We start from the raw sequence: 20064 nt of genomic DNA, 5'->3' as shown, positions 1-20064 counted from the left end.
GAAACGTGCTGCGGGCTTCCTGCGGGCACTGAGAGTCATCGACCCGCGTCTGTGCGTCCCGATCTGCGGAACGCAAGTGCATGACGCACTTGCGTGACCCGACGTGATGGGAGCGTTTCCAGAGAGATCCACTCGATCGAGCACTACGAATCGGTAACTTGCCCCTTGACAAGCAGGTATCGGGCCTGCGGAGATCGCCGATCAACCCGCATGTGGTCACAGAGAGTAGTGTTACAAAAGAATAAATGTGACGCCGGTCTCTGTCGGACCTACGCTTCCGTAGGGCAGAATTCACCGCATCAGAGCGTGGGCGGCGGGTGCCGGGGAGGGCCCCGCCGCTCATTGCGTCTCCCCCCGAGCGAGTGACCGGTGTGACTTTTCCGCCGGAGTCGCGCCCCGCCGCTCACCTTAACCACCGGTAAGGCATGCTGTGCCGAACTCCATCGCCGCCCGTCGAAGGGGACCAGGATGCAGTTCGGCCGTTACTACGAGGAGTTCGAGGTCGGCGCGGTCTACCGGCACTGGCCGGGCAAGACCGTCACCGAGTACGACGACCACCTCTTCTGCCTGCTCACCATGAACCACCACCCGCTGCACATGGACGCGCACTACGCCGAGACGGCCAGCCAGTTCAAGCGCAACGTCGTGGTGGGCAACTACATCTACTCGCTGCTGCTCGGCATGTCGGTGCCGGACGTCAGCGGCAAGGCGATCGCCAACCTGGAGGTCGAGTCGCTACGGCACGTGGCCCCCACCTTCCACGGCGACACCATCTACGGCGAGACCACCGTGCTGGACAAGCGGGAGTCGGGCTCCAAGCCCGACCGGGGCGTGGTGTCGGTGGAGACCCGCGGCTACAACCAGGACGGCACAATGGTCTGCGTCTTCCGCCGCAAGGTCATGGTCCCGAAGCGGGAGTACGCGGCCAGCAACGTCCCCGAGGGAGTGGACCCGGAGCGGCCCAGCTTCCCCGAGCCGCGCTGAGACCGCGGCGGGTCGGCCGCCGCCGGGCTCCTTCCACATCAGGTTCTGATGGGGAAGGGGCCCTATTCCCGTTTCGGGGCATATGCTGGCGCCGGAGGTTCCGATGAGCCACTCCGTCGCCGGAGAGCCGCCCTCTGCCGGTCGCCGAGCCGCACCCTTGACCACCGCCGTCTACTCCGCCGCCGAGTGGGACCTGCTCACGAGCCTGCCCGGCCAGGTCCTCGTGGCCACCGCCGCCCCGGGCCCCGGCCGCCCCGCGCGGGGCGTCATGGCGGGCCTGGCCGGCCTGGACGCGGTGGCCGCCGGCCGGGCGTCCGACAGTGATCTGGTCCGCGCGGTGGTCGCCGCGATCTACGCCCGCCACGACGGCACCCAGCCCCCGACCGAACGGCTCACCGATCTGGTGGACCTGCTGGCCGCCTGCCGTGCGGCGGTGCGGGTCCTGCACCGGCGCGCCGACCCCGCCGACTCGGCCGCGTACCGCCAGTGGGTGCAGTCGGTCGCGGCCCGGGTCTGCCGGGCGGTGCCCGCCCCCGGCGAGCCCTCGGCCGGCCAGTCGGCGAGCCCGGCCGACCGGCGGTTCCTGGACCGGCTCGGTGGCGCGCTCGGGCTGGGGTGAACCGGCAGGCCGTCGGTGGCGAGCGCGGGACGGGTCCGTACTCTCTGATGACCGTGACCGACGACCAGCTTGAGGTGGGCGTGGGCCCCTGGCCGGGGGACCTGCCGGACGACCCGCGCTACGACCCGCGATTGCTGGCCGAGGGGGACCGGCGCAACGTGGCCGACCGCTATCGCTACTGGCGACACGAGGCCATCGTCGCCGACCTGGACCGGCACCGGCACGGGTTCCACGTCGCCATCGAGAACTGGCAGCACGACTTCAACATCGGCACCGTGGTCCGCAACGCCAACGCCTTCCTCGCCGCCGAGGTGCACATCGTCGGACGGCGACGGTGGAATCGACGCGGCGCGATGGTGACCGATCGGTACCAGCACGTCCGGCACCACGAGACGATCGAGGAGTTCGTCGGCTGGGCGGCCGGGCAGGGGTTGCCGGTGTTCGGCATCGACAACCTGCCCGGATCGCGCCCACTGGAGACCGGCGCACTGCCCCGGGAGTGTGTGCTGCTGTTCGGCCAGGAGGGGCCGGGTCTCTCCGAACCGGCACGCGCCGCCTGCGACCAGCTCTACTCCATCGCCCAGTACGGCTCCACGAGGTCGATCAACGCGGGCGTGGCCAGCGGCATCGCCATGCACGCGTGGATCCGCACCCACGCCGGGTCGCCACCGGACTGACCACCTCCCTGGGTGCCGAATCGGACGTTCCGGCTTGACGGGCCGGCGGTCCGGGGTGACGGTGGGGATGTGAGTGTCGCGGTGAGTTGTCCGAGATGCGGGGGCCCGGTACGGGCGCCGGATCTGATGCACACCGAGTCGAGGTGCCTGCACTGTGGCCCGGTGCCACCGTTGCACGTGCCCGAGCACATCGGAGCGGAGATCGTGGCGAGCGTGGTGGACCGGATCACCGCGACCGCGGATGCCCCCGGCACGCCGTTGTGGTGCCCGTGGCCGCTGCCGCCCGGCTGGACCCTCACCGGCGTGGCGTACGCCGGGGACGACCGCACCGGAGTGCGGGCGACCGCGGTGGCCTGCGCGGGCCCGGCGCCGCTCGGTGGCGGCCCGGCCGACCTGGTCTTCGTGGCCGAGGAGCCGGGCGTCGGCCTGGGCACCCGGCTGGCCGGGCTGTCCGGCCCGGACCCCGGACCGGAATTGGCCGGCGCGTTGACCGACCCTGGGCCGGGTCACCCCGAGCACGTCGGGCAGGCCAGGATCCGGGTCGGTGGGCACCCGACTCCACTGTGGCTGGTGAATTCACCGAAGGATCGAAGCGCGTACGCCGGCGAGGCTCGGGGAATGTGGCTGCATGCGATAGCCTGGCCGGCGAGTGCGGGTCACCTGCTCGCGGAAGATGTCGTGCTGCACGACCTGACCGAGTGGACTCCGCCCGAGCTCGTGTACGGCGCACCGTCCCCGTACCTACCCGGGAGAGCTTGACGTGGCTCCCGGATTGACGGAGAACGGACGCAGATATTCACTGTACGACACCACACTGATACTCTGGGTGCCGCTGCGGTAATGGGACCCGGCGCCGCGCGAGAGGATGGCCCGCCATGGTCAAGAAGGTCCTCACCTGGGCCGGAATCGCATTCTTGATCTTCTTCGTCGCCTACCGGCCAAACTCTGCGGCGGATGTGTTCAAGTCGCTCGGCGGCGGGATCGTCGACATTGCCCAGGGGTTCGGCGACTTCTTCACCAGCCTCGTCGCCTAACCGCCAATGGGCAGCCCCTCCGGTCCACCCTTCGACCCGGACGACCCCGACCGGGAGCGCCGCGAGCGCGACACCGAGCCGATCCCACGAATCGGGCCCGACGATGGCCCGGGCTACGGTGCCGGCCCCGGCCTGTCCGACGGTCCGTCCCTATCGGACGACGTCGGCTACGGCGACGGGCCGGGCTACGCCGGTGAGGGTCGTTCCGGCCGGGCCTGGATCCGTGATCCGGAGGCTGGCTACCAGCCGCCGCAGATCTCCGAGGACGAGCTGGCCGGGCTGCGCGCCGACGCGACCGGCGCGACTCCCCGGCGGGTGCTGCCGCTGGAGGACGAGCCCAGCTCGCTGGTCGCCCGCTACCTCTTCCCCACCGAGCGCTACCGGGGTGAGTGGAAGCGGCACTGGATCCACCTCACCACCCCGCTGCTGGTCGGCATCGCGGCCACCTTCGTGCTCGGCTACCTCTCCGGCTTCCTCGCCGGGCAGAACGTCGGCGCGTTGACCACCATCGCCGTGCTGCTCTGGTTCGCGGTCATGGGCTGGGTGGCGTGGAAGGTCGCCGACTGGTGGTATGACCGGTTCATCCTGACCAACAAGCGGGTCATGGTCGTCAACGGCATCATCACCCGGCGGGTGGCAATGATGCCGCTGGTCCGGGTCACCGACATGAAGTACGAGCAGACCCCCTCCGGCCGGGCGCTCAACTACGGCACCTTCGTGCTGGAGTCCGCCGGCCAGGAGCAGGCGCTGCGCGAGATCAAGAACCTGCCCAACCCGAACGAGCTCTACCTGCGAGTGGTCGAAGAGATGTACGAGCCGCAGGCGGTCGAGGCCCGGCTGGGCAAGGAAGCCGACGAGGCCAAGGCCGACGACGGGGCGTGAAGGTTTTCGTCCGAACATCGGAGCAAGTGCGCACCTTTCGTCATGGACCGGAGCGCCTCTGACGTGGCACTCTGCCAGGACGGCTGGGGTGCGGAGGTGCGTGGTGGCGAGCAGGGACCCGTTGGAGGAGGAGTTTCGCGAATTCGTCGCGGCTCGCTCCGCCGCCCTGCTGCGTACCGCGTATCTGCTCACCGGCGACTGGGCCACGGCCGAGGACCTGCTCCAGACGGCGCTGACCAAGACCTATCTGGCGTGGAAGCGGCTCGGTGGGATCGAGGCGGTCGAGCCGTACGCCCGGCGGGTGATGGTCAACACATCGACGAGCTGGTGGCGGCGGCGCTGGCACGGTGAGCGCCCCACCGAGGTGCTGCCCGAGCGCGCCGGTGTCGACGAGATCGAACAGCAGCTGGACCGCGACCTGCTCTGGCGGCACCTCAGGGAGCTGCCCAACCGGCAGCGAGCGGTACTGGTGCTGCGCTACTACGAGGACATGTCCGAGGCGCAGACCGCCGCGATGTTGAACATCTCCCCGGGCACCGTGAAGAGCCAGGCCTCCCGGGCGCTGTCCACGCTCCGCCAGCGGATGGGCGCGGCCGCGCCCGAGTTGGCCGCCGAGTTCAGCACCAGCGGCGCGGGCACCGCGCGTGCCGGTGGCGCGAACAGCCTGAACGGGCAGGTCACGGCCACCGGCGGTGCCGCGCCCAGCCGGCCCCGGGCGAGAACCAACCCGTCGTCCCGTCCGGCCGTGCCCCGCCCGGTCGCCCCCCGTCCGGTCGAGCTGCCGGACGAGCTGGCCGTCGACCCGGCGGCCGTGCCTGTCGGCACGGGCACCGGAGAGCAGCGGTGAGAGCATTCCCGGGTCGGTCAGGCAACCTGACGGGCCACCCGCCGCGTCCCTACCACGTGCGACCTGACGAGCTGGATCGGGCGGTGCGGGAGACCCTCTCGCACCAGGTCGCCGCGCCGCGCCCACTGACCGCAGATCCGGCCGGCCAGGCCATCCGCCGGGCGAACCGGATCCGGCGCCGTCGTACCGCTGCCGGCCTCGCCCTCGGGGTCGTCGCCACGGTGCTGGTCAGCAGCGGCCTGGCGCAGCTCGGTGACGGCTCCGGTGGGCAGGGCACACCCATCGTCGTGATCGGTGACCCGAACCAGTCGGCCCGGCCGATTCCCTCGGCCATCCCCGGCCCCGCGCCCTCGCCCGGGACGTCCGTCGACGTGCTCGTCACCGGGGCGCTGATCAGCGCGCAGGGGGCGCGGCTGGAGTTGCCCGACGTCGGGCCCGCCGAGGCCGCCCACCTGCTGCCCGGCGGCGGCGGTTGGTTGGTGGTCGGCGCGCCGACCACCGCTGGCCGTTCCCTCTGGGTGGCGCAGCGCGACGGGCTGGTGCAGGTGCTGCTGGCCGGGGCGGGCGCGATCATCGTGGCACCCGACGGCCGCCAGGTCGCCTGGCGCGACGGCAGCGGCCTGCTGGTGGCGGGGGTGATCGGCACCCAGCTCATCGGGCCGGTGCGCACCTCCCTGCCCGCCGACGCGGAACCGGTCCGGTTCGTCGGCGACAGCGTGCTGGTCCGCCTCGACCCGGACGGCGCGGGCCACGCCCTGTGGCGGCCCGGCACCGGGCCGCTGACCGTGGGAACCGATCGGACCACGCTGAGCGTCTACGGCGCGCTGCCCGACGGACGGCTGGTCGGCCAGTTCGCCGCGGGCGACACGGGCCGGACCTGCCTGGCCGTACTGGACCCGAAACGTGACCTCAAGCGGGTCAGCACCGGCTGCGGTCCGCAGCTGAGCCGGGACGGAGCCGGCGGGATCTCCGCCGACGGGCGGTGGCTGCTGGTGAACGGGCAGGTCGGCAAGGCCGCCCGCGCACTGCTGGTCGACCTCCAGCGGCTCGGACCGGACATGACCGCCGTGCCGGCCGGGCCGCCCGCGACCGGCGCGATCGCCTGGACGACCGACTCGGACGCCACCTACGTCGACGGCGCCGGCCAGTTGGTCCGGGTCGAGGTCGGTCAGGTGCGGGCCGGAAAGCAGGCCCAGGTGGTCCCGGTGCCCGGCGTGCAGCCGGGGGACCGGCCGGTCGTGGTGACGGGCTCCTGACCACCTGCACCGGACGTGAGCGGGTAGGCCTCGACCAAACGGGGTCGGGGGCGCTGGGTAGCGTCGGGTGGTGACCTCGCGTACCGGCTCCGCCCCGCGAATCGACCTGCACGCCCACTCGACGGCCAGCGACGGCACGCTGAGCCCGGGCGAGCTGGTCCGCGCGGCCTCCGAGGCGGGGCTGGACGTGCTGGCGATCACCGACCACGACACCACCGCCGGCTGGGCGCCGGCCGTGCGGGCGCTGCCGCCCGGGCTGCGCCTGATCCGGGGCGCGGAACTGTCCTGTCGCTGGTCCGGCACGCAGCCGCCGGTGCCGCTGCACCTGCTGGCGTACCTGTTCGACCCGGACCACCCGGAGCTGGTCGCCGAGCTGGCCCGGGTGCGCGCCGCCCGCGAGGAGCGGGGCGAACGTATCGTCGGGCTGCTGCGCGCCGACGGCGTCGACGTGAGCTGGCCGGACATTCTGGCCGGCGCGGGAGGCGGCACTGTGGGCCGGCCGCACATCGCGCAGGCGCTGATCCGGGCCGGCCTGGTCGGGAGCACCGGGGAGGCGTTCGGTCCGGACTGGCTGGGCGAGCGGTACCGGCTGCCCAAGGAGGACATCGACGTGTTCCGGGCGATCCGGCTGGTCCGGGCGGCCGGTGGGGTGCCGGTCTTCGCCCATCCGCGCGCCACCCGACGCGGCCGGGTGGTGCCCGACGAGCTGATCGCCGAGCTGGCCGCCGCGGGGCTGGCCGGGCTGGAGGCCGACCACGAGGACCACAGCCCGGCCGAGCAGGCGCACGTACGGGCACTCGCCGCCGAGCTTGGTCTGCTGGTCACCGGCTCCTCGGACTTCCACGGCACCCACAAGACCGTCCAGCTCGGCGCGTTCAGCACCGGTGTGGAGGCGTACGAGCGGATCGTCGCCGCGGGGGTGACCGAGGTCGCTTCGGGCTGATCCGGGTTTCGGTCCACAACGGCGCGGCTAGGTTGATCACGTGGATCTGAAGCTGTTCGGAGAGGTTTTCGTGACCCTGCTGGTGATCACCGACCCGCCGGGCATGATGCCGATCTTCCTCGCGCTGACCGGCCCGCTGCCCGCCCGGGACCGGAACCGGGCGGCCTGGCAGGCGGTGGCGCTGGCGCTCGGCGTGATCGTGATCTTCGCGGTGGCCGGGCAGACCCTGCTCGACTACCTGCACGTGGACCTGCCCGCACTGCAGGCCGCCGGCGGCCTGCTGCTGGTGCTGGTCGCCCTGGAACTGCTGACCGGCAAGGCCGACGACCCCAGCCAGCAGGTCACCTCGAACATCGCGCTGGTGCCCCTGGGCACCCCGCTGCTGGCCGGCCCCGGCGCCATCGTCGCCACAATGCTCTTCGTCCAGCAGGCCGACGGGCTGGGCGACTTCACCGCCATCGCCGCGGCGATCCTCGCCGTGATGGTCGCGGTCTGGATCGTGCTGCGCTTCTCCGGCGGCATCGTGAAGATCCTGCGCCCCGGCGGGATCGAGGTGCTGACCCGGATCGCCGGCCTGCTGCTGGCCGCGATCGCCGTGCAGCTCATCGCGGACGCGGTGGCGGCCTTCGTCACGCAGTACGTGAACATGACCTGACCGGGCACCCCCATGCTGTCGGGGGCGGATGGCAGGATCGCAGGCGTGCGACGATCCTCTTCAGCCGGACGACCGGCCGCCGGCGGCCGGGCCCCCCAGCAACGTGCCGGCGGCGCCGAGCAACTCGGCTTCGAGGGCATGCCGGAGCGCCTCTTCGTCTGCACCCCGAGCAAGCTCGGTGCGTACGCGGACTGCCCGCGCCGCTACCGCTACTCCTACGTCGACCGGCCGACCCCGCCGAAGGGCCCGCCGTGGGCGCACAACTCGCTCGGCGCCAGCGTCCACACCGCGCTGAAGAACTGGTATGCGCTGCCCGCCGACCGGCGCCGTCCCGAGGCGCTGGCCACCCTGCTCAAGGGCACCTGGGTCCGCGAGGGCTACCGCGACGACGAGCAGGAGCGGGCCGCCTACCGGCGGGCGTTGGGCTGGCTGGAGGCGTACGTCGAGACGCTGGAGCCGGATGCCGACCCGCTCGGCGTGGAGCGGGTGGTGGCCGTCAAGACCGCAGTGCTGGCCTTCAACGGCCGCACCGACCGGATCGACTCCCGGCCCGGGCCGGAGGGCCAGGAGCTGGTGATCGTCGACTACAAGACCGGCCGCACCGGGCTGGACGCCGACGACGCCCGGGGCTCGCAGGCGCTGGCGCTCTACGCGTACGCGGCCGAGCGGGTGTTCCGCCGCCCGTGTCGCCGGGTCGAGCTGCACCACCTGCCGACCGGCACGGTGGCGGGCCACGACCACACCGTCGAGTCACTGGCCCGGCAGTTGGCCCGGGCCGAGGAGACGGCCCGCGACATCATGGCCGCCGAGCGGGCGGTCGCCGACGGCGGCGACGCGGATGAGGCGTTCCCCGTGGCGCCCGGCCCGCGCTGCGGCTGGTGCGACTACCGGCGGCACTGCCCAACGGGGGCGCAGACGCCGGGCAGGGAGCCGTGGGCGGCGGTGGACCGGCCCACCGACGGCTGAAACCTCCGGCGGTGCCCGGTCAGCCGGCCAGCGGGGTGGCGGTGAGGCGTTCGGCCCGCTGTCGGGCGGCCTGCAGGATCGGCCCCTCCCGGTAGCGCCGGGGCACAGTGCCGAGTGCCAGCCGCAGGGCGCGCACGGTCAGGTCCGCCGACAGGGCGGTGGTGGGCAGCCCGAGCCCGCCGTACATCCGGCGAGCCCACGCCGGCAGCAGCGCGAGCGCGGTGCCGGCGATCCCCAGGTACGCCCAGCGTGGTGGCCCGAGGCTGAGCCCCAGCCGGGCCGGCAGGCTGAGCTTCCACGGCAGCGGCGGGGCGGTGAGCAGGAGCGCGGTCTCCGCGGCCTCCCGGGTCATCCGCAGCTCCGGCCGCACCGCGCGGTAGTACTCAGCGACCTCCTCGGCGGTGCCCGGGACGCTGTCGGGGTCGAGGCCGACCAGGGCGGCGGAGCGGCGCTGCTCGGTGTAGTAGCCGTCCACCTCGTCGTCGGTGAGCCTCAGCCCGGCCCGCCGGGCCGTGCTGAGGAACGACTCGACCTCGGCGACGTGCACCCAGCGCAGCAGATCCGGCTCGTCGATCCGGAACTCCTCGCCGGTGTTCGGGTCGGTGGCCCGCATCCGGTCGTGCAGCCGGCGCAGCCGTGCCCCGGCCGCCTCCGCCTCGGCGGTCGTGCCGTAGATGGTGGTCGCCACGTAGGTGGCGGTGCGGACCAGGCGGCCCCAGGCATCGGTGCGGTAGTCGCTGTTCTGCGCGACCCCGGCCATCGCCCGTGGGTGCAACGCCTGGAGGTAGAGCGAGCGTAGGCCGGCGACGATCAGGATCGGCTCCTCGTGCACCTTCCACGTGACCGAACCCGGACCGAAGAGGCCGAGGTCATCGGACTTCACCGCCCAAGAGTGCCACGCCCGGCAGACCTCGCCGGTCACCTTTCCCGGCCCGAATGACCCGTCAGCTGTCGGCGGAGCGGCGGGCCTGGCAACCCGGGCAGAGACCCCAGAAGGTCACTTCCGCCTCGTCCACCTCGAAGCCGTGCGAGACGCTCGGCTCGAGGCAGGGAGCGCTGCCCACCGCGCAGTCGATGTCGGCGATCTCGCCGCAGCCCCGGCAGACCACGTGGTGGTGGTTGTCGCCGGCGCGCGCCTCGTATCGGGCGGGACTGCCGGCCGGCTCGATCCGGCGGGACAGCCCTGCCCGGGACAGCGCCCCGAGCACGTCGTAGACCGCCTGGGTGGAGACCGAGTCGAGGCGTTCGCGGACCTGCCGGGTGATCTCGTCGACCTCCAGGTGACCGCCACCGGCCAGGACGTCGAGCACCGCGAGACGCGGTCGGGTGACGCGCAGGCCCCTCGATCGCAGCAGTTCCTCGGCACCGGACATGCGCCAATGACAGCACGTGCGACCTGTGCCGACAACCGACGTCCGGTCGGGGTGGCCACGGACACAGCCGGCGGTGGCCGGATCGGGGCGAGGTGAACCCGATCGAGGGGCCGCGCGTGTCTCCGGTCGAGAGCCTGGGGACCGGCGAACCGTACGTTGGCCACCCCGTGACCGTGATCCACCTGGAGGGTGTCGATGTTCGAGGAGATCCAGGGTCTACCGGTACACGTCCTGGTGGTCCATGCGGTGGTCCTGTTCGTGCCGCTGCTGGCCGTGCTGGCCGTCGCGTACGTGGGACTGCCGCGCTGGCGGCACCGGCTGGACTGGGCGGTGGCCATCCTGGCCGTGGCTGCTCCGCTGACCGCCTTCGTGGCGATCCAGTCCGGTGAGGCGTTCACCGACGCGCTGGTCGCCCGGGGCTTCCAGGGCCCGCTCCTCGACCAGATCTTCGAGCACTCCCGCTACGGCGACATCCTGTTCCGGATCGTGGTGCCGCTCGGGATCGTGGCCATTCTGCTGCTGGTGGCGACCAGCGGGCACCCCCGGGTGCCGCGGCTGCCGGCACTGGTGACCCCCGTGCTGGCGGTGGCGGTCGTCGCGCTCTCCATCGCCGCTCTGGTCTACGTCTACCTGACCGGCCACTCCGGCGCCCAGGCCGTCTGGGGCACGACGCTCTGACCGTCGGTCGAGGCGGGGGTCAGAAAAGAACCCGCGAGCAGAGCAGGCAGACCAGGACCACCAGCACCACGCCGACCGCCGCGCCGAACCCGTAGGTGACCCGCTGCGCGCGCTGCTCGGCCACGTCGAGGCCGGCCATGTCCTGCGGCGGCAGCCGCCGGGGCGGCGCCGGCTCCAGGTGTACGGGTGGACGCCAGCCCGCCGGCGGCGGCACGCTCGGCGGTGGACCGGCGTACCCGCTCGCGGGCGCGGCGGCGGCGTGGTCCGGTGCTTCCTCGCCGCCGGTCCCGGGCCGCCGCCAGTAGTCGTCCGGGGTGCTGCCACCGCTGGGGGTCGTCACGCCGTCCGACGCTACCAACGCGGCCGGCGGCTCGGTCGCTTCTGGCCGGCGCGCCACCGTCTGCCACCGGTCCGCCGTCGTCGGCTGCGCTAGTCTTGCCGCTCGTGAGCACCGAGGACCCCGGCACGCAGGGCGCGCGCGGCGACGACGATCGCACCGTCGACCTGAGCGAAGACTTCGTGGTGCTGCCCGAGCAGACGGCCGACGACACCGACCGCGGCTGGGGCGAGCGGCCCGGCGGCAACGACGACTGGCTGCTCGCCGAACGCCCACCGCACTGGGGCTGACCCCGCTCCCCGTCCTGGCGTCCGGCTCCGCCGTCGCTCTCGGCGGTGTGCGCGGTCAACCGCGGACGACGATCGCGAAGCGGCTCCCCTCGGGCAGCCCGACCGCGCGTTGCGCCTGGTCGGGGCGGAGCGCCAGATAGAGGGCGGACGACCCGTCGGTCGCGCCGGCACCCAGCACGTCAAGCACCAGCGCTCGGGGGGCGAGCAGGGCGGCTTCGGTGCCCGCCCCGCCCGGCGGCGCCGCGAGCAGATCGACCCGGGCTCCGGGGCGGACCACCGCCAGCGCGGCCGGCTCGGCCAACCGGACCGGCACCCCGACCGCGCCGCTGGGCAGCGGTAACGGGCCGGCCGTCGGGTGCTGCCCGGCCGTGGTTGCGCTCGTGTCGGTCGGCTGCGGCCCGTCGACCGGTCCGGCGCGGGCCGGGCCGGGGGATGGGGTGGCGCGGGTGGTCGGCGGGCAGCCGGCGGGGGTGTGCAGGACGGCGGCGGCCAGGCCCAGCAACGCGGCTACCAGCCCGGCCCGGAGCAGGGTACGCCCGCCGGGCAGGGCGAGCCGCCGCAGCGGCCGCAACGCCCGAGCGGAGTCCGGATCGCCGGTCGCCATCTGCCGCCTCCCGTCACCGGGTGCCGCAGCGACACCCGTGGACGGCAGGTTAGGCCGATCGGGGCCCGGTCAGCTGATCGTCCGCCGGTGCCTGTGGACAACCGGCCGGCCTGTGGACAACGCCCACCGACCGGCCGGACCTGCTATGACACGGGACGACCACGCCGCTCGGGCGCAGCGGTCAGGACGCGGAGGTCGCCGCCGGGGCCTTGCCGCCGCTCGACCCACCGGACGACGAGGAGCCGGACGACGAGGACGATCCGGACGACGAGGACGTCGACCCGGTCGAGGAGCCCGACGACGACCCGGAGTCTCCACCCGAGGACGACGAGGACGACTCGGACTTGGCCGGCTTGCCCGCCGTGCCGCCGGCCGACGTCTCCGAGCCGGAGGCGCGGGAGTCGGTGCGGTAGAAGCCGGAGCCCTTGAAGACGATGCCTACCGAGTTGAAGACCTTGCGCAGCCGCCCCGCACACGTCGGGCACTCGGTCAGCGGCGCGTCAGAGAAGGACTGGACCGCCTCGAGCTGGTGACCGCACGCGGTGCAGGCGTACTGGTACGTGGGCACGTTCTCCTCCGGATCTGGGCTCAGCCAGTTGGCACTCGACCTATTCGAGTGCCAATGGTGCGTCATTCGCCCCGGGTTCGTCCAGCGGACGTGTGGGGCGCGACACCATGCGCCGCACCGGGGCCGTCGTCAAGCGTACGCACCCCGTCGGCAGGGGTGACGATCGCTCGGACCGGGCGGTCGTGCGGCTCCACCGGGAGCGCCTCGACCAGCTCACCGTCGTGCAGTGGGACCACGGTCAGCGTCGCCTCGGGCACCCGGGCCAGCGCCCGGTCGTACGAGCCACCGCCGCGGCCCAGCCGCCGGCCGCGCCGGTCGACCGCCAGCGCCGGAACGACCAGCAGGCCCGCGCCGCTCACCGCGGCCACCCCGAGCCGGGGGCCGACCGGCTCCCGGATACCCCGCCCGGCCGCGATCATGGCATCCGGCCCGGTGTACGCCGCCCAGTCGAGATCGAGGTCGGCGCGGAGCACCGGCAGCAGCAGCGCGGCGTCGGCCGGCAGCGCCGCCCGCAGCACTTCCGGCAGGTCGGGCCCGCCCGGTTCGGAGCCGACCGGCACGTACGCCGTCATCCGGCGCGGGCGCAGCCGGCGTACCAGCGCGACCAGCTCGGCCTGGACGCGCCCGGCGGCGGCGGCCCGGGCCGGACCGCTCAGCGCCCGACGGCGGGCGAGCAGCTCGGCGCGCGTGTCCCGCTTCGCCACCCGGGTCACTTCCGCTTCATCAGAAAATTCCGGCACGCAACACTCCTGACGCAACGCCTCTCCCACGGTTGCTCTGTGTCAGCATCGCAAGCAACGAAAGCGGACCGTCCGGGGGGACCGAGTGACGCTACGCGGGCGGTTGACAGCAGCCTTCCTCGTGGTGGTGCTCGGGCCGGTCCTGCTCGGGGCCTTCTTTGTCGCCTCCATCGTCGCCGCCGTCGACCGCAGCCGCTCCACCGAGCGCCTAGCCGTGGCGGCGTCCACAGTGCGTACCTCGGTCGACGCGCTCTGCCAGCAGCTACGCGCCACCGCCGACGCCGTGGCCCTCACCGGCGACCCGGCCGGCACCGCCGACCAACTGGTCGGCCGGGGGCTGGCCGCCGGGGTGCTGATCACCGACGTGACCGGCCAGGTTACGTACGCCTCGCCCGGGGCGCCGTCGACCCCCTGGCGGGACTGCTCCGGCCCGGCCGCGCCGCCCGGCCCGATCCGCGCCCTTGCCGCCCGGGTGGACCTGCGCGACCGGGCCGGCACGTTGCAGGGCACGGTGGCCGCCGCGCAACTGGTCGACCCGGCCTTCGTGGCCCGGCTGGCCGCGGTGACCGGGGTGGCCGTCACCCTGCTCGACGGCGGTGCCAGCGCCGGGCGGGTCACCCACACCACCGAATCCCGTGAGGTACGCGACGCGGTGCTTGCCGCCGCCAGCGCCACCGGCGGCGAGCGGGTCACCGAGACCTCCGAGGGCCGGTACGTGCGACGCATCGGGCCCTCCTCCGGGCAGCCGCTGCCGCTGGTGCTCTCCGTGGCGAGCGAACGGCCACCCGCGCTGCACGTCACGCTGGTCGGCGTGGTCGTGCTGGCCGGGCTGCTCGCCGTGCTGACCGCCTGGCGGCTGGCCCGGGTGACCACCCGGCCGCTGGTGGAGCTGGCCGGCGCGGTGGATCGGGTGGCGCACGGCGACCTGACCGCCCGGGTGCCGGTGCGCACCCGGGACGAGCTGGGCCGGCTGGCCGCCGCGTTCAACCGGATGACCCGGGAGACCGGGTCGTACGTGGCGGCGCTGACCAGCAGCCGGGACCAGTTGCGCGGCCACCTCGCCGTCCTCGGGGACACCCTGGCCAGCACGCACGACCTGCAACGCATCCTGCGGGTGATCCTGCACAGCGCCATCGCGGCCACCGGGGCGCGGGCCGGCGCGGTGCTGCTGGTGGAGGCCGGTGGGGTGCTGGTCGCACAGTGCACCGAGGGGCTGGACGGGCGCTGGCCGGACGGGGACGGGACGGAGACGTTACGGGTGCCGGTGGGCGTCGGCGTCGTCGGCGCTGTTGCCGCCACCGGGGAGCCCCAGCGTGGGCGGGTGGAGCCGACCGAGGCCCAGGCGGGCGAGCCGCGCTGCCAGACGTACGTCGCGGTCCCCTTCGCCACGCCGGGCGGCGGCACCACGACGACCACGGCCGCACCAGCGGCGCCGGTCGGCGGCACCGGTGAGGAGGCCGGGGCGCCGGCGGCGGCGCTCGGCGTGCTGGCCCTCTACGACCGGCTGGGCGCGGACGAGTTCGACGACGACGACCTGGTCACCCTGCGCACCTTCGCCGGGCACGCGGCGGTGGCGGTGGACAACGTCCGGGTGCACGAGGAGGCGCAGCGGCTCTCGCTCACCGACCCGCTCACCGGGCTGTGGAACTACCGCTACCTGCGCGAGTCGATCCGGCGGGAGGTGGAACGGGCCAGCCGGTTCGGCCGGATGCTCAGCGTCCTCGCCCTGGACCTGGACCGTTTCAAGGACGTCAACGACACCTACGGGCACGCGGCGGGGGACACCGTGCTGGCCGAGTTCGCCCGGCGGGTGCGCGGCGAGATCCGGGAGGTCGACCTCGCCTTCCGGCAGGGCGGCGAGGAGTTCGTGCTGCTGCTGCCGGAGACCGACGCCCGGGGCGCGGCGATCGTGGCGGAACGGCTGGGCGCGGCGGTCCGGGAGACGCCGGTCGCCGTCGAGGCGTACGCGGGGCCGGTCGTGGTGACCGTGTCGGTCGGCATCGCCGTCTATCCGGACCACGGCAGCACCGGACGGGAGGTGCTGGAGGCCGCCGACGACGCGCTCTACGCGGCGAAGGCCGCCGGCCGGGACACCTACCGGGTCGCCGAGGTGTGCCCGGACGTGCCGAGGCGGGAGATTCCGGTCCCGGCGGGGGCGGTGAGCCCACCGGACGGGCTGCCCCGCGCCGGCCCGCCCGTGCAGGTCGCCCGGGAGCCGGGCGGGCCCGCCCGGTCGGACCCGGCCGCGGGCGTACCCGAATCGTCGTCGGCGGGGCCGTCGCACGCCCGACCGGAACCGGCCGACGGCGGGGCGGACAGCGCCGGCGATGCCGCCCGACCCGGCCCGGGCGCCGGCGGGCCGGGGTCAGGCGGCGGCGCGTCTTCTGGGCCACACCCGCCGCGGCAGAGCCGTGGCCGATAGTCTCGCGGCATGTCGGAGCACTCAGCGAACCCCTCATCGACGGTCGCCGCAACCGGCCGTCCCCTGGCGGTCAAGGCCGTTATCCCGGCCGCCGGACTGGCCACCCGGTTCCTGCCGGCCACCAAGGCGGTGCCCAAGGAACTGCTGCCGGTGGTGGACCGGCCGGTGTTGCAGTACATCGTCGAGGAGGCCGCCCAGGCCGGCATCGGCGACGTGTTACTGATCACCGGCCGGGGTAAGACGTCGATGGTGGACCACTTCGACCGTCGCCCCGACCTGGAAACCAGGCTGGAGGAGAAGGGCGACGCCGAGCGGCTGGCCGCCGTGCGCCGGCCCAGCGACCTGGCCGAGATCTACACCGTCCGGCAGCCGGAGCAGCTCGGGCTGGGCCACGCCGTCGGGTACGCCGAGGCGCACGTCGGCGACCAGCCGTTCGCGGTGCTGCTCGGCGACGAGTTCGTCAAGCCGTCCGAGCCGCTGCTGCCGGCCATGCTGGAGCTGCAGGCCCGCACCGGTGGTGTGGTGCTCGCGTTCTTCGAGGTCGACCCGGCCGACACCAAGCGGTACGGCATCGCCTCCGTCGAGCCGGCCGAGGCGGAGCTCACCGACATCGGCGAGATCGTCAAGGTGACCGGCATGGTGGAGAAGCCGCAGCCGGAGGACGCGCCGAGCAACCTCGCGGTGCTGGGCCGCTACGTGCTGCCCGGGACGATCTTCGACGCGATCCGGCGGACCAAGCCGGGCAGCGGCGGTGAGATCCAGCTGACCGACGCGATGGAGCTGCTGCGCACCGAGGGCACGCCGGTGCACGCGATCGTCTACCGGGGCACCCGCTACGACACCGGGATGCCGCTGGGCTACCTCCAGACGGTGGTGCAGATCGCCGCCGAGCGCGACGACATGGGCGCCGAGTTCCGCTCCTGGCTGGCCGACTTCGTCAAGGCCGACGCGGCAGGCGGATCTGGTACATGACCGCGACGGCCGACGCCGAGGCGGCCGCGAACGAGTTGACGCCGCTCGCCGACTACCTGGGCAGCGTGCTGCGCAGGTTACGAGCGCTGCCGCCACTCGACCTCGACCTCACCCAGGCGCACGGCAACGTCCTCGCCGAGGACGTCGTCGCGCCGCACGCCTTCCCGGCCTTCGACCAGGCGGCCGTGGACGGGTACGCGGCCCGCTGGGAGGACATTTCCGGAGGGGGCCGGGGCCCCAGCTACGTCCCGGCCCCCTCCGGCACGCCCGGCGGCCGGACCATCCGACTCAACGTGGTCGGCGACCTCGGCGCGGCGAGCTGGCGGCCCGTCCGGCTCACCCCGGGCTCGTGCTTCTCGGTGGCCGCCGGGGCGCCGCTGCCGGTCGCCGCCGACGTGGTCGTCCCGGTGGAGTGGACCGACCAGGGCATGGCCGCGGTGGAGATCTTCCGCACCCCCAAGCGGGGGTACGGGGTACGCCGCGCCGGTGAGGAGCTGCCCGCCGGCACCCTGCTCGCCCGGGCCGGCACGTACGTCTCCCCGGCCCTGGTCGCGGTCTTCGCCGCCACCGGCATCGGGCACGTGGTGGTCCGGCCCAGCCCACGCGTGGTTATCGTGGCAACCGGCGACGAGCTGGTCGACGTGGGCCGGGGCAGTCAGCCCGGGCAGGTGGTGGACGCGAACTCGCACGCGCTGACCGCCGCCGCGGCCGAGGTGGGGGCGCTGGCGTACCGGGTGGGCATCTGCGACGACGACCCGGAGGGGCTGCGCGGGCTGCTGGAGGACCAGACCCTGCGCGCCGACCTGATCATCACCACCGGGGGGACCGGCACCGGTCCGGGGGACATGGTGCGCCGGATCCTGTCCCGCCGGGAGGGCGGCCGGGCGGGGCCGGTCACCTTCACCGACGTGGCGCTCTATCCCGGCACAGCGCTCGGGTTCGGCACCGTCGGCGCCGAGGAGGTGCCGGTGGTCTGCCTGCCCGGCGACCCCGGCGCCGCGCTGATCGGCTTCGAGGTGCTGGCCCGCCCCGCCATCCAACTGCTCGCCGGCGCCGAGCCGGTGTTCCGGCCCAGCGTGCGGGCGCACCTGCTGGAGACCGTGTCGTCACCGGGCGGGCTGCGCGAGTTCCGGCCCGCCCACGTCGCCGAGCGGCGCGGCGGCGGGTACACGGTGCAGCCGCTCAGCGGCGGGCCGTTCACCCTCTCCGGGCTGGCCGAGGCGAACGGGCTGCTGGTGCTCGGCGAGCGGGTCACCACCGCCGCCGCCGGCTCCACGGTGGACGTCCTGCTGCTCGACCGTCGCCGGTGACGGTGTTCCGGTCGTCCTCTGGCAGGTGTGGCGGTGCGTCCGGCCGGTCGCTGGTCCGCCGCCCCGGCTGGCGATCATGAGGCCTCCTGCGCCGAGGGCGGTGGGTCCACTTGCGCGCGGCACGGTCCCGCACGGGAGACTGTGCGGGTGAGTCTCTTCGGCCCCGAGCGGGCGCCCGGCTGGCCGGCGGTGCTGGTCGACGGCCCGGTGCTGCTTCGGCCCTACCGGCGCTCCGACGCGGCGGCGTGGTCGGAGGTGCGGCGGGCCAACCGGGCCTGGTTGTCACCCTGGGAGTCGTCGCTGGCCGGCGACTGGGACGAGCTGAACTCGCCCGCCGCGTTCCGTTGGGTGCACCGTGACCAGCGGCGTTCGGCCCGGGAGGGCGAGGGCATGCCGTTCGCGGTCTGCCTGCGCGAGGCCGACCGCGACCGGCTGGTCGGGCACCTCAACATCGGCAGCATCGTGCGGCGAGCGTTGTGCTCCGGGTACGTCGGCTACTGGGTGGATGCCCGGGTGGCCGGCCAGGGTGTGATGCCGACCGCGCTCGCACTTGCCGTGGATCACGCGTTCGGTCCGGGCGGGCTGCACCGGGTGGAGGTCAACATCCGCCCCGAGAACCGGCCGTCCCGGCGGGTGGTGGAGAAGCTGGGCTTCCGCGAGGAGTCGTACCACGTGCGCTACATGCACATCGACGGCGCGTGGCGGGACCACATCGGATACGCGATGACCAGTGAGGAAATCGCTGCCGAGGGTGGCCTGCTGGCCCGATGGCACCGGGTTCGCGCCAGCGCGCGGTGAGAGGCCGTCGGGAAATCCCGGCAATTCCCGACCGCGTCGCAGTCGTCCCACGCACGGGATCGGCGCGGCGCGGCGGCATCCCGGTCGGTGCGCCGTAACCTCAAGTAACTGCAAGCTTTGGCAAGCACTGCCCATCCGGACGATCCACGCAACCAGGCGCGATCGGTGGAAGATCCTGCGGTCGGGTGGTGGTTGCTCCGAATTCGGTGACGGGAGGGGTGAGGGTGCCGACCTCGGTGCTCCTCGCCGTCCTCGCCGCCGCCGGCCTGCTCGCCCTGGCCCCGGCGCTGGTCCGCCGGTACGACGCCACTGAGCGGCTGGTGGCGGAGCGGGCGCAGTCGACGGCGCGGGTGCTCCAGCGCCGCCGACGGCGCCGCACTGTGCCGGGGCGGCGACCCGTGCACCCGCCGCGCTCACTTGTTGTCACCCTCAGTGAAGATGCGACTACCGGAGCGTTGACCGCGCCGGTCTCCGCACCCCCGGCGGGCCGCCGCTCCGGCCGACTGCGCGCCGTGCCGCCCGCACCGAAGCGGTCCCGCCGCCGCCCGCCGTCCCGCCGGGAACACACCCCGGCCGTGTACCGGCGCCGCCGCGTGCTCGCCGCCCTGCTGCTGCTCAACGTCGTCGAGTTGATCGGCGTGCTGTTCGTCAGCCCCGGTTTCTGGATCGGCTTCTCGGTCACCTTCATGCTGCTGGCCGTATACGTCGTCCACCTGCGCGGTCGGGCCCTGGCCGGCCGCCGGCGACGCCGGGCGCGGGCCCGGGAGGCGGCCTGGCTGGCAACCCGGCAGGCCGAGGTGCGCCGCGAGCAGGCTCGCCGTGCCACGGCCCGCCGGGAGGCGCAGCGCCGGCTGGCAGCCCAGCGCGAGGGTGTACGCCGCGCCGCGATGGGCCTGGACCGCTCGGGGGACCTGCCGGCCGCGGTCAACGGCGGGTCGGTCTCCTACCGGCGGTCGGGTGGGCTGCGCGGACGCCCCTACGAGGCCGGTCGCGGCGCCTGACCAGCCCGCCGCGCTCCGACGTGGCGCTGCCGGCGCGTGATCGGCGGCCCGCTGCGGCGGGCGGGGTGCCGGCGCGTGCCCGCCCGCCGCGACGAGCGCGGTGCCGGC

Annotated in this window: 24 protein-coding genes and 1 pseudogene; 19 read left to right on the top strand and 6 right to left on the bottom strand. The window is 74.0% G+C overall.

Annotated features, from left to right (window positions below):
• Positions 1–468 precede the first annotated feature (468 nt).
• The 11 genes from GA0070607_RS09395 to GA0070607_RS09350 all read left to right on the top strand — a co-directional run bounded on the left by GA0070607_RS09395 (position 469) and on the right by GA0070607_RS09350 (position 8863).
• Positions 469–984 (top strand): MaoC family dehydratase, encoded by a 516-nt coding sequence (locus GA0070607_RS09395; RefSeq protein WP_089017858.1) that lies wholly within the window; start codon positions 469–471, stop codon positions 982–984.
• Positions 985–1087: 103 nt separating this feature from the next.
• Positions 1088–1603, top strand: coding sequence for a hypothetical protein (locus GA0070607_RS09390; RefSeq protein WP_089021744.1), 516 nt, complete (start codon positions 1088–1090; stop codon positions 1601–1603).
• A gap of 53 nt (positions 1604–1656) precedes the next feature.
• A complete protein-coding gene (locus GA0070607_RS09385) occupies positions 1657–2280 on the top strand; it encodes a TrmH family RNA methyltransferase (protein WP_089021743.1) in 624 nt (207 codons plus the stop codon).
• A gap of 12 nt (positions 2281–2292) precedes the next feature.
• The gene (locus GA0070607_RS09380) at positions 2293–3039 is read left to right on the top strand and encodes a DUF6758 family protein (protein WP_331716446.1); all 747 of its coding nucleotides are present in this window, start codon (positions 2293–2295) and stop codon (positions 3037–3039) included.
• Between the two features lie 116 nt (positions 3040–3155).
• Positions 3156–3314 carry a hypothetical protein gene (locus GA0070607_RS32740; protein ID WP_165942702.1) on the top strand — a complete coding sequence of 53 codons (159 nt, stop codon included), beginning with the start codon at positions 3156–3158 and terminating at the stop codon, positions 3312–3314.
• Between the two features lie 6 nt (positions 3315–3320).
• Positions 3321–4196: a PH domain-containing protein gene (locus GA0070607_RS09375; RefSeq protein WP_089017856.1), complete on the top strand. Its 876-nt coding sequence runs from the start codon at positions 3321–3323 to the stop codon at positions 4194–4196.
• A gap of 103 nt (positions 4197–4299) precedes the next feature.
• Positions 4300–5043: a SigE family RNA polymerase sigma factor gene (locus tag GA0070607_RS09370; protein ID WP_231930917.1), complete on the top strand. Its 744-nt coding sequence runs from the start codon at positions 4300–4302 to the stop codon at positions 5041–5043.
• A 56-nt stretch (positions 5044–5099) separates the two neighbouring features.
• Positions 5100–6299, top strand: a complete 1200-nt coding sequence (locus GA0070607_RS09365) for a hypothetical protein (RefSeq protein ID WP_089017855.1) — start codon at positions 5100–5102, stop codon at positions 6297–6299.
• Between the two features lie 70 nt (positions 6300–6369).
• Complete coding sequence (locus GA0070607_RS09360; protein WP_089021742.1) at positions 6370–7242, top strand: PHP domain-containing protein; 873 nt, start codon at positions 6370–6372, stop codon at positions 7240–7242.
• A 40-nt stretch (positions 7243–7282) separates the two neighbouring features.
• On the top strand, positions 7283–7897 hold the full coding sequence (locus tag GA0070607_RS09355) for a MarC family protein (RefSeq protein ID WP_089017854.1): 615 nt from the start codon (positions 7283–7285) through the stop codon (positions 7895–7897).
• Positions 7898–7909: 12 nt separating this feature from the next.
• Positions 7910–8863 (top strand): RecB family exonuclease, encoded by a 954-nt coding sequence (locus tag GA0070607_RS09350; protein WP_408630875.1) that lies wholly within the window; start codon positions 7910–7912, stop codon positions 8861–8863.
• Between the two features lie 19 nt (positions 8864–8882).
• On the opposite strand, the gene GA0070607_RS09345 is transcribed toward GA0070607_RS09350, so the two are convergent.
• Both GA0070607_RS09345 and GA0070607_RS09340 read right to left on the bottom strand, forming a co-directional pair.
• The gene (locus GA0070607_RS09345) at positions 8883–9746 is read right to left on the bottom strand and encodes an oxygenase MpaB family protein (protein WP_089017852.1); all 864 of its coding nucleotides are present in this window, start codon (positions 9744–9746) and stop codon (positions 8883–8885) included.
• 61 nt (positions 9747–9807) lie between these two features.
• Entirely contained in the window at positions 9808–10236 is a 429-nt protein-coding gene (locus GA0070607_RS09340) for a Fur family transcriptional regulator (RefSeq protein ID WP_089017851.1), read from the bottom strand.
• A 195-nt stretch (positions 10237–10431) separates the two neighbouring features.
• Here GA0070607_RS09340 and GA0070607_RS09335 point away from each other — a divergent pair, with 195 nt between their 5' ends.
• The gene (locus tag GA0070607_RS09335; protein WP_089017850.1) at positions 10432–10914 is read left to right on the top strand and encodes a DUF2231 domain-containing protein; all 483 of its coding nucleotides are present in this window, start codon (positions 10432–10434) and stop codon (positions 10912–10914) included.
• Positions 10915–10933: 19 nt separating this feature from the next.
• Here GA0070607_RS09335 and GA0070607_RS09330 read toward each other — a convergent pair whose 3' ends face one another.
• Positions 10934–11254, bottom strand: coding sequence for a hypothetical protein (locus GA0070607_RS09330; protein ID WP_089021741.1), 321 nt, complete (start codon positions 11252–11254; stop codon positions 10934–10936).
• 104 nt (positions 11255–11358) lie between these two features.
• Here GA0070607_RS09330 and GA0070607_RS09325 point away from each other — a divergent pair, with 104 nt between their 5' ends.
• The gene (locus GA0070607_RS09325; RefSeq protein ID WP_074316562.1) at positions 11359–11541 is read left to right on the top strand and encodes a hypothetical protein; all 183 of its coding nucleotides are present in this window, start codon (positions 11359–11361) and stop codon (positions 11539–11541) included.
• A gap of 55 nt (positions 11542–11596) precedes the next feature.
• Here the strand turns inward: GA0070607_RS09325 and GA0070607_RS09320 are convergent, their stop codons facing one another.
• Positions 11597–12145 carry a flagellar biosynthesis protein FlgA gene (locus tag GA0070607_RS09320; RefSeq protein WP_089017849.1) on the bottom strand — a complete coding sequence of 183 codons (549 nt, stop codon included), beginning with the start codon at positions 12143–12145 and terminating at the stop codon, positions 11597–11599.
• 209 nt (positions 12146–12354) lie between these two features.
• Between GA0070607_RS09320 and GA0070607_RS33270 the strand changes: the two genes are divergently transcribed.
• Positions 12355–12558, top strand: coding sequence for a hypothetical protein (locus tag GA0070607_RS33270; RefSeq protein ID WP_231931242.1), 204 nt, complete (start codon positions 12355–12357; stop codon positions 12556–12558).
• Between the two features lie 14 nt (positions 12559–12572).
• On the opposite strand, the pseudogene GA0070607_RS33265 reads toward GA0070607_RS33270, so the two are convergent.
• Together GA0070607_RS33265 and GA0070607_RS09310 are read right to left on the bottom strand one after the other, a co-directional pair.
• Positions 12573–12779, bottom strand: a pseudogene (locus GA0070607_RS33265) (FmdB family zinc ribbon protein); the annotation flags it as partial.
• A complete protein-coding gene (locus GA0070607_RS09310) occupies positions 12776–13453 on the bottom strand; it encodes a 5-formyltetrahydrofolate cyclo-ligase (protein ID WP_089017847.1) in 678 nt (225 codons plus the stop codon). The pseudogene GA0070607_RS33265 and the gene GA0070607_RS09310, both read right to left, overlap by 4 nt.
• An 85-nt stretch (positions 13454–13538) precedes the next feature.
• Here GA0070607_RS09310 and GA0070607_RS09305 point away from each other — a divergent pair, with 85 nt between their 5' ends.
• The 5 genes from GA0070607_RS09305 to sepX all read left to right on the top strand — a co-directional run bounded on the left by GA0070607_RS09305 (position 13539) and on the right by sepX (position 19956).
• Positions 13539–15875, top strand: coding sequence for a diguanylate cyclase (locus GA0070607_RS09305; protein WP_089017846.1), 2337 nt, complete (start codon positions 13539–13541; stop codon positions 15873–15875).
• Between the two features lie 9 nt (positions 15876–15884).
• Entirely contained in the window at positions 15885–16847 is a 963-nt protein-coding gene (locus tag GA0070607_RS09300; protein ID WP_089017845.1) for a UTP--glucose-1-phosphate uridylyltransferase, read from the top strand.
• The gene (locus tag GA0070607_RS09295; protein WP_089017844.1) at positions 16844–18157 is read left to right on the top strand and encodes a molybdopterin molybdotransferase MoeA; all 1314 of its coding nucleotides are present in this window, start codon (positions 16844–16846) and stop codon (positions 18155–18157) included. Before GA0070607_RS09300 ends, GA0070607_RS09295 begins: the two co-directional genes overlap by 4 nt.
• Before the next feature lie 147 nt (positions 18158–18304).
• Positions 18305–18955, top strand: a complete 651-nt coding sequence (locus GA0070607_RS09290) for a GNAT family N-acetyltransferase (RefSeq protein ID WP_089021740.1) — start codon at positions 18305–18307, stop codon at positions 18953–18955.
• A gap of 218 nt (positions 18956–19173) precedes the next feature.
• A complete protein-coding gene (gene sepX, locus GA0070607_RS09285; protein ID WP_172899007.1) occupies positions 19174–19956 on the top strand; it encodes a divisome protein SepX/GlpR in 783 nt (260 codons plus the stop codon).
• Positions 19957–20064 lie beyond the last annotated feature (108 nt).

It is taken from the genome of Micromonospora coriariae, assembly GCF_900091455.1.
Taxonomy (GTDB): domain Bacteria; phylum Actinomycetota; class Actinomycetes; order Mycobacteriales; family Micromonosporaceae; genus Micromonospora; species Micromonospora coriariae.
The sequence above is the reverse complement of the archived record's forward strand: the minus strand, read 5'-3'. Positions and strand labels throughout refer to the sequence as shown.

Bases quoted from the DNA above. Each gene is read 5' to 3' on its own strand.
- GA0070607_RS09395 (WP_089017858.1), top strand. From the start codon at position 469: ATGCAGTTCGGCCGTTACTACGAGGAGTTCGAGGTCGGCGCGGTCTAC.
- GA0070607_RS09390 (WP_089021744.1), top strand. From the start codon at position 1,088: ATGAGCCACTCCGTCGCCGGAGAGCCGCCCTCTGCCGGTCGCCGAGCC.
- GA0070607_RS32740 (WP_165942702.1), top strand. From the start codon at position 3,156: ATGGTCAAGAAGGTCCTCACCTGGGCCGGAATCGCATTCTTGATCTTC.
- GA0070607_RS09375 (WP_089017856.1), top strand. From the start codon at position 3,321: ATGGGCAGCCCCTCCGGTCCACCCTTCGACCCGGACGACCCCGACCGG.
- GA0070607_RS09350 (WP_408630875.1), top strand. From the start codon at position 7,910: ATGCTGTCGGGGGCGGATGGCAGGATCGCAGGCGTGCGACGATCCTCT.
- GA0070607_RS09340 (WP_089017851.1), bottom strand. From the start codon at position 10,236: ATGTCCGGTGCCGAGGAACTGCTGCGATCGAGGGGCCTGCGCGTCACC.
- GA0070607_RS09335 (WP_089017850.1), top strand. From the start codon at position 10,432: ATGTTCGAGGAGATCCAGGGTCTACCGGTACACGTCCTGGTGGTCCAT.
- GA0070607_RS09320 (WP_089017849.1), bottom strand. From the start codon at position 12,145: ATGGCGACCGGCGATCCGGACTCCGCTCGGGCGTTGCGGCCGCTGCGG.
- GA0070607_RS09300 (WP_089017845.1), top strand. From the start codon at position 15,885: ATGTCGGAGCACTCAGCGAACCCCTCATCGACGGTCGCCGCAACCGGC.
- GA0070607_RS09295 (WP_089017844.1), top strand. From the start codon at position 16,844: ATGACCGCGACGGCCGACGCCGAGGCGGCCGCGAACGAGTTGACGCCG.